Genomic DNA, 12865 nt, shown 5'->3' with positions numbered 1-12865 from the left:
CCGATGGGTTTCAATCTTTCCGAATGGGCGTTGCGCAATCGCCAGATCGTGCTGTTCCTGATGTTGCTGCTGGCCATAGTCGGGGCGCTGTCCTACACCAAGCTGGGCCAGAGCGAAGACCCGCCCTTTACCTTCAAGGCCATGGTGATCCGCACCAACTGGCCGGGCGCCACGGCCCAGGAAGTTTCCCGGCAGGTCACCGAACGCATTGAAAAGAAGCTGATGGAAACCGGCGAGTACGAGCGCATCGTCTCGTTTTCCCGCCCGGGCGAGTCCCAGGTGACGTTCATGGCGCGCGATTCGATGCATTCGGACCAGATCCCCGAACTCTGGTATCAGGTGCGCAAGAAGATCAGCGATATTCGCCATACCTTGCCGCCGGGCATCCAGGGCCCGTTCTTCAATGACGAGTTCGGCACCACCTTCGGCAATATCTACGCGCTGACCGGCGACGGTTTCGACTACGCCGTGCTCAAGGATTACGCCGACCGCATCCAGATCCAGCTGCAACGGGTCAAGGACGTAGGCAAGGTCGACCTGCTGGGTTTGCAGGACGAGAAGGTCTGGATCGAGCTGTCGAACGTCAAGCTGGCGACCCTCGGCTTGCCGCTGGCGGCGGTGCAGCAGGCCCTGGAGGAACAGAACGCGGTGTCCACCGCGGGGTTCTTCGAGACCAGCAGCGAGCGTCTGCAACTGCGGGTGTCGGGTAACTTCCAGAGCGTCGAGCAGATCAGCAATTTCCCGATCCGGGTGGCCGACCGCACGTTCCGTATCGGCGATGTGGCGGACGTACGTCGCGGCTTCAACGATCCACCGGCGCCGCGCATGCGCTTCATGGGCCAGGACGCGATTGGCCTGGCGGTAGCGATGAAGGACGGTGGCGACATCCTGGTGCTGGGCAAGGCGCTGGAACTGGAGTTCGCCCGGATCCAGAAAAACCTCCCCGCCGGCATGGAGTTGCGCAAGGTTTCCGACCAGCCGGCCGCGGTGAAGACCGGTGTCGGCGAGTTCGTCCGGGTGCTGGTGGAAGCCCTGGCGATCGTGCTGCTGGTGAGCTTCTTTTCCCTGGGCGTGCGCACTGGCATGGTGGTGGCCCTGGCGATTCCGCTGGTGCTGGCGATGACCTTCGCCACCATGTATTACCTGGGGATCGGCCTGCACAAGATTTCCCTCGGCGCGCTGGTGTTGGCGCTGGGCCTGCTGGTGGACGATGCGATCATCGCGGTGGAGATGATGGCCATCAAGATGGAGCAGGGCTACGACCGGCTCAAGGCCGCCAGCTACGCCTGGACCAGCACCGCCTTTCCGATGCTCACCGGTACCCTGATCACCGCCGCGGGCTTCCTGCCGATCGCCACGGCGCAGTCCGGTACCGGCGAATACACCCGCTCGATCTTCCAGGTGGTGACCATCGCCTTGTTGGCTTCATGGATCGCCGCGGTGGTGTTCGTGCCCTACCTGGGCGAGAAGCTGCTGCCGGACCTGGCCAAGCTGCACGCGGCCAAGCACGGCACCGCCGACGGCCAGACCGATCCGTACGGCACGCCGTTCTATCAGCGGGTACGGCGGATGGTGGAGTGGTGCGTGCGCCGGCGTAAAACCGTGATCGCCCTGACCGTGTTGCTGTTTATCGCCTCGGTGTTGCTGTTCCGCTTCGTGCCGCAGCAGTTCTTCCCGGCTTCCGGGCGCCTGGAGCTGATGGTCGACCTGAAGCTGGCCGAGGGCGCTTCCCTGAGCAACACCGCCGACCAGGTCAAGCGCCTGGAGGCCATGCTCAAGGATCACGCCGGCATCGATAACTACGTGGCCTACGTCGGCACCGGTTCGCCGCGCTTCTACCTGCCGCTGGACCAGCAATTGCCCGCGGCGAGTTTTGCCCAGTTCGTGGTGCTGGCCAAGACCATCGAAGAGCGTGAAAGCCTGCGCAGCTGGCTGATCGCAACCCTCGATGAAGAGTTCCCGACCCTGCGCTCGCGGGTCACCCGCCTGGAAAACGGCCCGCCCGTGGGCTACCCGGTGCAGTTCCGTGTCACCGGCGAGCACATCGAGGAGGTGCGGGCCCTGGCGCGCAAGGTGGCGGCCAAGGTTCGCGAGAACCCTCATGTGGCCAACGTGCACCTGGATTGGGAAGAGCCGAGCAAGGTGGTTTATCTCAATATCGACCAGGACCGAGCGCGGGCACTGGGCGTGAGCACGGCCAACCTGGCGAAGTTCCTGCAAAGCTCGCTGACCGGTTCCAGCGTCAGCCAGTACCGCGAAGACAACGAGTTGATCGAGATCCTGCTGCGCGGCACCTTGCATGAGCGGACCGAGCTGTCGCTGCTGTCGAGCCTGGCGGTGCCCACCGACAACGGCACGAGCGTGGCGCTGTCGCAGGTCGCGACCCTGGAGTACGGCTTCGAGGAGGGCATTATCTGGCACCGCAACCGCCTGCCCAACGTCACCGTGCGCGCCGACATTTATGGCAAGGAACAACCGGCGACCCTGGTGCAGCAGATCCTGCCGACCCTGGAGCCGATCCGCGCCGAACTGCCGGACGGTTACTTGCTCGACGTCGGCGGCACCGTGGAAGACTCGGCGCGCGGGCAGAATTCGGTGAAGACCGGTGTGCCGCTGTTCATCGTGGTGGTGCTGACCCTGCTGATGCTGCAACTGCGCAGCTTCTCGCGCACGGTGATGGTGTTCCTCACCGCGCCACTGGGGCTGATCGGGGTGACGCTGTTCCTGATGGTGTTCCGCCAGCCGTTCGGCTTCGTGGCAATGCTGGGCACCATCGCGCTGTCGGGGATGATCATGCGCAACTCGGTGATCCTGGTGGATCAGATCGAGCAGGACATCGCCGCCGGGCTCAAGCCGTGGCAGGCGATCATCGAGGCGACGGTAAGGCGCTTCCGGCCGATCGTGCTGACCGCCCTGGCGGCGGTGTTGGCGATGATCCCGCTGTCACGCAGCGTGTTCTTCGGGCCGATGGCGGTGGCGATCATGGGCGGGCTGATTGTGGCGACGGCGCTGACCCTGCTGTTCTTGCCGGCGCTGTATGCGGCGTGGTTCCGGGTCAGGAAAACCTGATTCGCCTGTAGGAGCGAGGCTTGCCCGCGATTTAGACACCGCGGTGTGTCAGGCACACCGCAGCGAGGCCATCGCGGGCAATCGAGCGTCGACCGGCCGCTCCTACGGGTAGGGGTTACAGGGTGCCGAAAACCTTCTTCGCCAGGCCGGTGGCTGCCGCCGCCGGGTTCTCGCGGATGGTCGCTTCCTGCTTGCCGATCATTTCGAACAGGCCGTTGAGCGCCTGCTCGGTCACGTAGCCTTCAATGTTCGCGTTCTTCGTATCCAGTACGCCCAGGGTCGCGGCCTGGCTGGCGAAGGCGTTGTATTGCTGGGCCAGGCCCACCTGGTCGGTGGCCTGTTTGACGATCGGCAGGAACTTCACGCGGATCTGCTCGCGGCTGGTTTTGCTCAGGTACTGGGTGGCGGAGTCCTTGCCACCGCTGAGGATGCCCTTGGCGTCATCCACGCTCATCTTCTTCACGGCATCCACCAGCAGCGCCTGGGCCTGCGGCACGGCGGCCTCGGCGGCCTTGTTCATGCTGGTCTCGAGTTCCTCGACCTGGGCGCCCATGCCGAACTGCTTCATTTTCTTCGCCACTTTGCCGAGGTTGCCCGGCAGGCCGATGCGCACGTCCGGGTTGTTGCTGAAACCGCCCGCGGTGCCCAGCTGTTTGACCGCGACCTGGGCACTCTGGGTCAGGGCGTCCTTGAGGCCGCCGGTGGCGTCTTGCTGCGACAGGTCGCCGAGGGACAGCGCCAGGGCGCTGGCGGAGATCAGCAGGCCAGCGCACAGGCTGGTAAAGCGAAGGGAAGAACGGAGCATGGCAGCTTCCTTGTTCAAGAAAAGGGATTAACGAACCGCGTCGACACGGATTTTCAGTGGTTGCGGATCGCTGCCGTCCAGCTTCACCCCGTGGTGTTCGGTGGTGGTGAACAGCAGCTTGCCGGCCATTTCGATCCGCGCGCTGACCGAGTACCGGTGCCCGGGCTTGACCTGGGCCGGGTCGTAGTTGAGATGGAAGGGCAGTGGCACCTGGCCTTTGACCGGGCCCTTCTGTTCGGCCAGGACCACCGCGGGGGCGTCGGCCAGCGACACATCCTGCAGGCTGACGCTCAGAGTGGCGGCCGGTGGCAGGGCGATGCGCTGCAGATAGAAGACTTCGCCATCGAGGCTGGCTTTGCTGGCAGGTTGCATGCTGTTACAGGCCCCGAGCAGGGTGGTGAGGGCGAGCAGGGTGAGCTTTTTCATGAGGGATCTCCGTATCGGGGGCGCCAGAAACCACCTGGCGCCGATAAGAATTTAGTCGCTTTGCAACGGGGCAGCGACTTGTTCGGCGGCATCTTCGCTGCGATGCAGGGCCACCTGGCGGATCGACAGGCGAATCTCCGCCGGCAGCACGCGCTTGGCCGCGCCCTCGGCCAGTTCGCCGAGCAATTCGTGGTAGCTCAGCTTGCCGGCCTCGTCGCGGCGCAGCACGTCGAGGTCGAGCAGGGTCTGGATGAAGTGGCGGAACAGGCTCTTGTCGAAGAACTCCGGGGCATTCAGGCCATGCAGGATCGACAGGCGCTGGGCCATGACCGTGCACAGGTCTTCCAGCTCTTCGGCGCTGATGCTGCGCTGGCCGCTGTTGAGCAGCAGCGAGATGGCCATGTAGAAGCGCTGCAGGGTCTGGGCGATGCTCTTGGACAGCAGGGTCAACAGCACGAAGTGCCGCGAACTCGGCGCCGGGCGCAGGTACATGTCCTTTTCGAAGCGCAGCAGGCCTTGCTCGACGAAGGCCTCTAGCCATTGGTCGATCACCGCGTCCAGTTCTTCCAGCGGCCAGCGGATGAACAGCTCCGACTGCAGGTAGGGATACAGCGCCCGGGTGTAGCGCAGGATCTGTTCGCGGCTCATGCGCGACGAGCTCTGGAAGAAGCTCGCCAGCAACGCCGGCAGGGCGAAGATGTGCAGCACGTTGTTGCGGTAGTAAGTCATCAGGACGGCGTTCTGCTCGTCCAGATAGAGGATCTTGCCCAGGGCATCGCTCTGCTCGGACAGCAGGTCCATGTCCTTCACATGCTCGATCAAGGCCCGGCCGTCGCCTTCCGGCAGGGTGGTGTGGGGCGAGTAGGGGACCTTGCGCAGCAGCGCCAGGTACAGGTCCAGGACCCGGGCCATGGCGCGATCGTCGAGGGCCAGGCGGCTGGTGGACAGCAGCGCCAGGGCCACCAGGTTGACCGGGTTGATCGCTGCCGCCTCGTTCAGGTGCTGGGCGACTTTTTCACCCAGGCGGTTGGTGGTCTCGTTGAGCCACGCCGGCTTGAACTGCGGGCCCAGTTCCTGGGCGCGCCAGCCTGGCTGTTCCTGGTCGAGGAACTCGGCCAGCTTGATCGGTTCGCCGAAGTTCACCGCCACCTGGCCGAAGCGCTGCTTGAGGGCGCCGATGACCTTGAAGATGTCGAAGATCGACTCTTTCTTCTTGCTCGCGCCGCGCAGTTCGCCCAGGTAGGTACGGCCTTCCAGCACGCGTTCGTAGCCGATGTACACCGGCACGAAGACGATCGGCATGCGCGAGGAGCGCAGGAAGCTGCGCAGGGTGATGGCCAGCATCCCGGTTTTCGGTTGCAGCATGCGCCCGGTGCGCGAGCGCCCGCCCTCGACGAAGTACTCCACCGGGAACCCCTTGGTGAACAGGGTGTGCAGGTATTCATTGAACACCGAGGTGTACAGCGGGTTGCCCTTGAAGGTGCGGCGCATGAAGAACGCTCCCCCCCTTCGCAGCAGGCTGCCGATCACCGGCATGTTCAGGTTGATCCCGGCGGCGATGTGCGGCGGGGTCAGGCCATTGCGGAACAGCAGGTAGGACAGCAGCAGGTAGTCGATGTGGCTGCGGTGGCAGGGCACGTAGATCACTTCGTGGCCCTGGGCGACTTTCTGCACGCCTTCGATGTGGTTGACCTTGATCCCGTCGTAGATCTTGTTCCAGAACCAGCTCAGCACCACTTCGAGGAAGCGGATCGCGGTGTAGGTGTAGTCCGAGGCGATCTCGTTGCCGTAGCGCAGGGCCACGGCCTTGGCTTTTTCCGGGGAGATCTTTTCCCGTTCGGCTTCGTCGAGGATCGCCTGCTTGACCAGCGGCTGGTTCAGCAGGCCCTTGACCAGATTGCGCCGGTGGGAAATGTCCGGGCCGATCACCGCGGCCTTCAGGTTGCGAAAGTGCACCCGCAGGATGCGCTGGGCCATGCGCACGGTGCGCTCGTGGCCCTTGTTGTGTTCGATCAGTTCGCGCAGGTGGATCGGCGCGGAGAATTGCACCCGGGTCTTGCGGCCCAGGATCATGATGCTCAGCAGCCGGCGCAGGCGCCCGGTGACTGCCCAGCTGTCGGCGAACAGCAGCTTCCAGGGGCTCGATTCGCTGTCGGGCGATTGGCCCCAGAACACGCTGACCGGAATGATCTGCGCGTCTTCGGCGGCATTCTGGCTCAGAGCGCTGACCAGGCGGGTCAAGGTGGGGGGCGCGCCGCGCTTGTCCTGGCGACCGAGCCAGTCCGGCGCTGGGGTCAGGTAGAAGAACGCGGCCGGCTCCAGCAGGTTGCCCACCGAGACGGGCAGCACCGGGCGCGGCAGCCCGGCCTTGGTGCATTCGGTATCGACCACGGCGAGGTCGGTGAGGGAAGGATTTTGCAGGACGTAGAACACCGGACGGCTGCGGTCGAGGTTGAGGGTGAAGGACGACTGGTTGATCGTCTCGGAGCGAACCCAGAGGTACAACAGTCGGCGCAAGGTGCCAAACACAAGACGGCGGAACGGGGAGCGGGTCATACGGCTTCTGCTTTAGTGGAAAAAACCGAGCAGTTGCTCGGGGCGGCTAGTGTGCCGGATTCGCCGAAAATCGGCAAAAAAGCAGCAAACAAGATTGAGTTGAGAGTTTTTGCGCCTGTCATATACTCGGCCGACTGACGCATGGGCATGCAGGGTCCCTCAATAGACCCAGGCCCAGGTGAAAGTTCTCACGGCTTCGTTTCAGTAAGCCGACTGATAATAAAAAGACGGAGGATGGATTGATGGCAACTCGCGAGACCGGCAGCGTGAAGTGGTTCAACGACGCCAAGGGCTACGGCTTCATTCAGCGTGAAGGTGGTGCCGATGTGTTTGTCCACTACCGTGCTATTCGTGGTGAAGGCCACCGCTCGCTGACCGAAGGGCAGCAAGTTGAATACGCCGTGGTAGAGGGGCAGAAAGGTTTGCAGGCAGAGGATGTAGTCGGCTTGTAAGCGCTGCGCCTTGTAGGAGCGAGGCTTGCCCGCGATCGCGTGGTATCAGGTAAAACGCTATCGCGAGCAAGCTTCGCTCCTACAGTAATCCGAGTCAGGCGGTACGCCAGGTAATCTCTTCTTCGCCGTCGGCGCTGATGCGAATCCAGCGGTCGGCCGATTCCTCACCTTCTTCCTCGACCCAACTGCCCGGTGCGCAGCGCACCTCGACATTCAGCGCGGCGAAGGCGGCGCGGGCACAGGCGATGTCGTCGTCCCACGGCGTCTGGTCGCTTTCCAGGTACAGGCTGTTCCACTTGCCCACGGCTTTGGGCAACCAGGTCACGGGCACGTTGCCGGCCTTGCATTTGTAGGTCTGGCCTTTCTGCACCCAGTCGCTGCATGGGCCCAGGGCCGCGCCGAGCCAGGCAGCAATGGCTTTGTGGTCGACGTCGGCGTCTTTCAGGTAAATCTCGATATCCGGTTGGCGCATGGATGTCCTCACTGCGGGTCTGAAAAATCCATTCGCGGATTTATTCGGCCTCGGATCGGTGTTCGAGGCCGTGGATTAATGGGTTATTGCAATACGAAGTAATCGTAGCGCATCGACACGCTGACCTCGAAGGGCTCGGCCTGCTCGATCACGCTGGCCCGGCGTTCGGCGCTGGCGCGCCAGCCGTGGGGCGTCATGGCCAGCAAGTTGGCGCGATCTTGCGGATTGCTCAACGTCAGCTTGAAGTCCAGGGTTTCGCTGTGTTGCAGGGCCATGCCTTCAGGCACCAGCGCCAGGTGTTTGTCGTCGGTGTATTGGCGAACCTCGTCGTACAGGCGTTCGCGCAATTCCATCAGGTGGCCGCTGGTCGGCCCGACTTTCATCAGGCCGCCGCCCGGGCTGAGCAGGCGCTTGGCTTCCTGCCAGTCCAGCGGGCTGAAGACACTGGCGAGGAACTGGCAACTGGCGTCGGCCAAGGGCACCCGGGCCATGCTGGCGATCAGCCAGGTCAGCTGCGGGGCGCGGCGACAGGCGCGCTTGACCGCTTCGCGGGAGATGTCCAGGGCGTAACCGTCCGCCTGGGGCAGGGCCTGGGCGATCTGCGCGGTGTAGTAACCCTCGCCGCAACCGATATCGACCCAACGCTGCGGGGCGCGCTCGGCGGCCAGCTCGGCCAGGCGCTTGGCCACCGGTGCGTAATGGCCGGCATTGAGAAAGTCGCGGCGGGCTTCGACCATGGCCTGGTTGTCGCCCGGGTCGCGGCTGTTCTTGTGCTGCACCGGCAGCAGGTTCAGGTAACCCTGGCGGGCGCGGTCGAAGCGGTGCCCGGCCGGGCAGGCTACGCCGTTGTCGACGGCGCTCAAAGGCGCCGCGCAGATAGGGCAGGCAAGCATCAGGCGAGCAACTTGATCAGGGTCTGGTAGTAGATTTCGGTCAGCACATCGAGGTCGCTGGCCAGCACTCGCTCGTTGACCTGGTGAATGGTGGCGTTGACCGGGCCCAGCTCGACCACCTGGGTGCCCAGGGTGGCGATGAAACGCCCGTCGGAAGTGCCGCCGCTGGTGGAAGCCTTGGTCTCGCGGCCGGTGACGTCCTTGATGCTGGCCGACACCGCGTCGAGCAGGGCGCCCGGTTCGGTGAGGAACGGCAGGCCCGACAGCGCCCACTCCACGTGCCAGTCCAGGCCGTGCTTGTCGAGGATGGTGGCCACGCGTTGCTGCAGGCCTTCGACCGTGGATTCGGTGGAGAAACGGAAATTGAACACGGCCACCAGCTCGCCGGGGATCACGTTGGTGGCGCCGGTGCCGGAGTTCAGGTTGGAGATCTGGAAGCTGGTCGGCGGGAAGAAGGCATTGCCATCGTCCCAATGTTCCGCGGCCAGTTCGGCCAGGGCCGGGGCGGCCAGGTGGATCGGGTTCTTGGCCAGGTGCGGGTAGGCCACGTGGCCCTGCACGCCGCGCACCGTGAGCTTGGCGCCGAGGGAGCCGCGACGGCCGTTCTTGACCACGTCACCGACCAGGCTGGTGCTCGACGGTTCGCCGACGATGCACCAGTCCAGGCGCTCCTTGCGCGCTGCCAGGCGCTCGACCACGGCCTTGGTGCCGTGGTGGGCCGGGCCTTCTTCGTCACTGGTGATGAGGAAGGCCACCGAGCCTTTGTGGTCCGGGTAATCGGCGACGAAACGCTCGGCGGCCACCAGCATTGCCGCCAGGCTGCCTTTCATGTCTGCCGCGCCACGCCCGCAGAGCATGCCGTGCTCGTCGATCACGGCATTGAACGGGTCGATCTGCCAGGCGCTCACCGGACCGGTCGGTACCACGTCGGTATGGCCGGCGAAACACAGCACCGGGCCTTCGTGCTTGCCGTGGCTGGCCCAGAAGTTATCCACATCCTCGATGCGCATCGGCTCCAGCTTGAAGCCGGCATCGCCCAGGCGCTGCATCATCAGCTTCTGGCAGTCGGCGTCGACTGGCGTCACCGACGGACGGCGAATCAAATCACAGGCGAGTTGCAGGGTCGGCGAAAGGTCGGCGTGGGCCGTCATGGGGAAACTCCGGTGCAAGGCGTTATAGGTAGGAGCGAGGCTTGCCCGCGATGGCCGCGACACGGTTTGCCTGTGGCAGCGCAGGATTTCCATCGCGGGCAAGCCTCGCTCCTACGGTAATGGGCAAGGCGCGCAAAATGGCGGATATCTTAAAGCAAAACGGCGGCCAGAGGCCGCCGTTTAGTGCTTTGCAGCGATTTATGCCGCCGCCACCGGCTCGCTTTGGGCAGCAGGTTTTGGCAAGGATGACAGGAACGCCATGACCAGCGCCGCCACATATGGCAGCGACTGCACCAGCAGCATGGCCACCCAGAAGCGCATGTCGTTGCTCGGCAGGCCGCCTTGCACCAGGTAGATGCCCAGCGCAGCGCCCCACAACAGCAGCATGATGAACAACTCTTCCCGAGCTTCCGAAATCGCCACCCAGAAACCGTGGTTGTCGGCGTTCTTCGGTGTGCGGAAGAATGGAATGCTGCTGGTGAAGAAGCCGTACAGCACTGCCTTGGCGATGGTATGGGACAGCGCCAGGCCCGCCACGGCCGCGCAGAACGCGTCCTTGAGGTTGACCCCGACCGCCCGGCGGTAGAGGAAGATGATCTTGCCGACCTTGAACACGAACAGCGCCAAAGGCGGGATCGCGAAGATCAGCAACGGCGGATCGACGCGCTGCGGCACGATGATCATCGCCGCCGACCAGAGCAGGGCGCCGAGGGTGAAGAAGATATTCATGCCGTCCGCCACCCACGGCAGCCAGCCCGCGAGGAAGTGGTAGCGCTGGCCACGGGTCAGCTCGGTGTCCTTGCCGCGCAGCAGGCTGGCGGTGTGGCGCTTGATGATCTGGATCGCCCCATAGGCCCAGCGGAAACGCTGTTTCTTGAAGTCGATGAAGGTATCCGGCATCAGGCCTTTGCCGTAGCTGGTGTGGTAATACGCTGCCGACAGGCCTTTCTCGAACACCCGCAGGCCCAGCTCGGCGTCTTCGCAGATGCACCAGTCGGCCCAGCCCAGTTCTTCCAGGACCGAACGACGGGTCATGGTCATGGTGCCATGCTGGATGATCGCGTCACGGTCGTTGCGGGTGACCATGCCGATATGGAAGAAGCCTTTGTATTCCGCGTAGCAGAGCTTCTTGAAGGTGCTTTCGTTCTGGTCGCGGTAATCCTGCGGCGATTGCACCACGGCGATTTTCGGGTCGGCGAAGTGCGGCACCATGTGCTTGAGCCAGTTGCGGTCGACGCAGTAATCCGAGTCGATCACCGCAATCACTTCGGCGTCCTTGGCGGTATGCGGGATCAGGTAGTTCAGCGCGCCGCCCTTGAAGCCGGCCAGGGGCGCGACGTGGAAGAACTTGAAGCGCGGGCCGAGGGTTTCGCAATAGGCCTGCACCGGCTCCCAGACCGCCGGGTCCTTGGTGTTGTTGTCGATGATCAGGACTTCGAAGTCCGGATAATCGAGGTTGGCCAGGGCATTGAGGGTCTGTTTGACCATCTCCGGCGGCTCGTTGTAGCACGGCACGTGGATCGAGACTTTCGGCCGATAGCTGGAATCGCCCTCGACCGGCAGGAACTCGCGCCGGCGCTTCTTGACCCAGACCGCCTCGGCCAGCTCATGGGCTTCAGTGAGCAACACGATGAACACCCCGAGTGCACCCAGGGCGAGCAGGAAGCCCACCGTCAGGCTGAACCAGGTGCTGTATTGCTGGCTGTAGTCGTAGCCGATCCACACCAGCACCGAGCCGCAGAGGAAGGCGATGAAGGTCAGGAAGGTCCGGCCACGCTGGCGCAGGGCCGAGCCGTCGATCATCAGCAAGGTCAACGACAGCAGCGCCAGGACCACCGAGCCAATGGCCAGTACGCGCCATTGCGGGATTGCCACCACCGGGCCTTCGAAGTTGAATTTCTGCTGGCGCGCCGCGTTGAACACGCCCCAGTAGGCGCCCACCGAACCTTCGTCGCTGGCCTTCCACGGCTGGTCGAAGGCTTCGATCACGAAGTAGTTGTAGCCCTGGCGGTTGAGTTTGTTGACCAGGGTACGCAGGTAGATCGCCTGGTCCGCCGGGCTCGCGTCGGCACCGCCACGCATGCGGCCGTTGCTCGGCCAGCCGACTTCGGACAGCAGCAGCGGTTTTTTCGGGAACATTTTTTTCAGGTCGCGGGCGCGGTCGAGGACGAACTGCCCGGCCTCGTTCATCGGGATGAATTCCCAGTAGGGCAGGACGTGGGCGGCGATCAGGTCGACGTGCTGGGCCAGTTCCGGGTGTTCCTGCCAGACGTGCCACTGCTCGGAGGTGGTGACCGGTACCTTGACCGCGGCCCGCACGCGATCGAGCAGGACGCTCAATTGGTCGGCGGTGATTTCCTTGCGGAAGATCGCTTCGTTACCGACCACCACGCGCACGACACTGCGCGAATTGTTGGCGATATCGATGGCGCGGGTGATTTCACGCTCGTTGCGCTCCAGGTCCGGGCTGATCCAGATCCCCAGGGTCACGCGCAAGCCGAACTCTTCCGCCAGCTTGGGGATGTTCTCCAGTGCGCCGTCGACCGAGTAGGTCCGAATGTTGTCGGTCAGCTTGCTCATGATCTCCAGGTCGCGACGCATTTCATCGTCGGTCGGGAACTGGTCTTTCTGCGGGAACTGGCCCAGCTGGAAAGGCGAGTAGGAAAAGCCGGAGATTTGTGCGGGCCAATTAGGGGCGGAAACCGGGCGGTTGACCAGTGCCCAGAAACCGGTGAACAGGGCGGCGATTGCCAGAACCACCACCAGGTTGAGTCCAAATTTACGCGATGACATAGCTATTTCGGGTTCCAAAGGGTGTGGAACGGGGGAACGGTCGGCATGCGCCAAGCGGCGCGCATCCTACACTGGCCTTCGACTGAGCGTATAGCGGACAGGGAAAAGCCGCAGGTTGGGCAATTCAACTCGGTTTAAGTTCTCGGCGACGAAACTTTCAGATTGTTCTCTCATTAAAGCAGCCTGACTGCCGTTCACAGGCAAAGATGCTCTTGGCGGGCATCGGCCCTATAATGCGCGCCGGTTTT

The 12865-nt window shown here is 63.7% G+C and carries 9 protein-coding genes; 2 read left to right on the top strand and 7 right to left on the bottom strand.

The annotated features are described in order from the left end of the window. Nucleotides 1–3 precede the first annotated feature (3 nt). The gene (locus tag BLV20_RS08105) at nucleotides 4–3069 is read left to right on the top strand and encodes an efflux RND transporter permease subunit (protein WP_092299444.1); all 3066 of its coding nucleotides are present in this window, start codon (nucleotides 4–6) and stop codon (nucleotides 3067–3069) included. A gap of 115 nt (nucleotides 3070–3184) precedes the next feature. Here BLV20_RS08105 and BLV20_RS08100 read toward each other — a convergent pair whose 3' ends face one another. From BLV20_RS08100 to plsB, 3 genes are read right to left on the bottom strand one after another with little or no spacing between them, the layout of a single operon-like run. Next, on the bottom strand, nucleotides 3185–3874 hold the full coding sequence (locus tag BLV20_RS08100; protein ID WP_092299441.1) for a DUF4197 domain-containing protein: 690 nt from the start codon (nucleotides 3872–3874) through the stop codon (nucleotides 3185–3187). A 27-nt stretch (nucleotides 3875–3901) separates the two neighbouring features. Beyond that, nucleotides 3902–4300, bottom strand: coding sequence for a YbaY family lipoprotein (locus tag BLV20_RS08095; protein WP_092299438.1), 399 nt, complete (start codon nucleotides 4298–4300; stop codon nucleotides 3902–3904). A 51-nt stretch (nucleotides 4301–4351) separates the two neighbouring features. Then, nucleotides 4352–6856 (bottom strand): glycerol-3-phosphate 1-O-acyltransferase PlsB, encoded by a 2505-nt coding sequence (gene plsB, locus BLV20_RS08090; protein ID WP_092299435.1) that lies wholly within the window; start codon nucleotides 6854–6856, stop codon nucleotides 4352–4354. Between the two features lie 242 nt (nucleotides 6857–7098). Here plsB and BLV20_RS08085 point away from each other — a divergent pair, with 242 nt between their 5' ends. Further along, nucleotides 7099–7308 carry a cold-shock protein gene (locus BLV20_RS08085; RefSeq protein WP_007927922.1) on the top strand — a complete coding sequence of 70 codons (210 nt, stop codon included), beginning with the start codon at nucleotides 7099–7101 and terminating at the stop codon, nucleotides 7306–7308. 94 nt (nucleotides 7309–7402) lie between these two features. Here the strand turns inward: BLV20_RS08085 and BLV20_RS08080 are convergent, their stop codons facing one another. The 4 genes from BLV20_RS08080 to BLV20_RS08065 all read right to left on the bottom strand — a co-directional run bounded on the left by BLV20_RS08080 (nucleotide 7403) and on the right by BLV20_RS08065 (nucleotide 12617). Continuing rightward, nucleotides 7403–7780, bottom strand: coding sequence for a hypothetical protein (locus tag BLV20_RS08080; protein WP_038581802.1), 378 nt, complete (start codon nucleotides 7778–7780; stop codon nucleotides 7403–7405). A gap of 83 nt (nucleotides 7781–7863) precedes the next feature. Beyond that, nucleotides 7864–8673 carry a putative RNA methyltransferase gene (locus BLV20_RS08075; protein ID WP_092299432.1) on the bottom strand — a complete coding sequence of 270 codons (810 nt, stop codon included), beginning with the start codon at nucleotides 8671–8673 and terminating at the stop codon, nucleotides 7864–7866. Then, nucleotides 8673–9824, bottom strand: coding sequence for a succinyl-diaminopimelate desuccinylase (dapE, locus tag BLV20_RS08070; protein WP_092299430.1), 1152 nt, complete (start codon nucleotides 9822–9824; stop codon nucleotides 8673–8675). The genes BLV20_RS08075 and dapE overlap by 1 nt, the downstream gene beginning before the upstream one ends. A gap of 198 nt (nucleotides 9825–10022) precedes the next feature. Continuing rightward, complete coding sequence (locus tag BLV20_RS08065; RefSeq protein ID WP_092299427.1) at nucleotides 10023–12617, bottom strand: glycosyltransferase; 2595 nt, start codon at nucleotides 12615–12617, stop codon at nucleotides 10023–10025. Nucleotides 12618–12865 lie beyond the last annotated feature (248 nt).

The organism is Pseudomonas sp. NFIX28 (assembly GCF_900107395.1).
Classification (GTDB): domain Bacteria; phylum Pseudomonadota; class Gammaproteobacteria; order Pseudomonadales; family Pseudomonadaceae; genus Aquipseudomonas.
Note: the sequence above shows the minus strand (reverse complement) of the source record. Positions and strands in the feature narration are given on the sequence as shown.

Bases quoted from the DNA above. Each gene is read 5' to 3' on its own strand.
- BLV20_RS08100 (WP_092299441.1), bottom strand. From the start codon at position 3,874: ATGCTCCGTTCTTCCCTTCGCTTTACCAGCCTGTGCGCTGGCCTGCTG.
- BLV20_RS08105 (WP_092299444.1), top strand. From the start codon at position 4: ATGGGTTTCAATCTTTCCGAATGGGCGTTGCGCAATCGCCAGATCGTG.
- dapE (WP_092299430.1), bottom strand. From the start codon at position 9,824: ATGACGGCCCACGCCGACCTTTCGCCGACCCTGCAACTCGCCTGTGAT.
- BLV20_RS08065 (WP_092299427.1), bottom strand. From the start codon at position 12,617: ATGTCATCGCGTAAATTTGGACTCAACCTGGTGGTGGTTCTGGCAATC.
- BLV20_RS08085 (WP_007927922.1), top strand. From the start codon at position 7,099: ATGGCAACTCGCGAGACCGGCAGCGTGAAGTGGTTCAACGACGCCAAG.
- BLV20_RS08095 (WP_092299438.1), bottom strand. From the start codon at position 4,300: ATGAAAAAGCTCACCCTGCTCGCCCTCACCACCCTGCTCGGGGCCTGT.
- BLV20_RS08080 (WP_038581802.1), bottom strand. From the start codon at position 7,780: ATGCGCCAACCGGATATCGAGATTTACCTGAAAGACGCCGACGTCGAC.
- BLV20_RS08075 (WP_092299432.1), bottom strand. From the start codon at position 8,673: ATGCTTGCCTGCCCTATCTGCGCGGCGCCTTTGAGCGCCGTCGACAAC.
- plsB (WP_092299435.1), bottom strand. From the start codon at position 6,856: ATGACCCGCTCCCCGTTCCGCCGTCTTGTGTTTGGCACCTTGCGCCGA.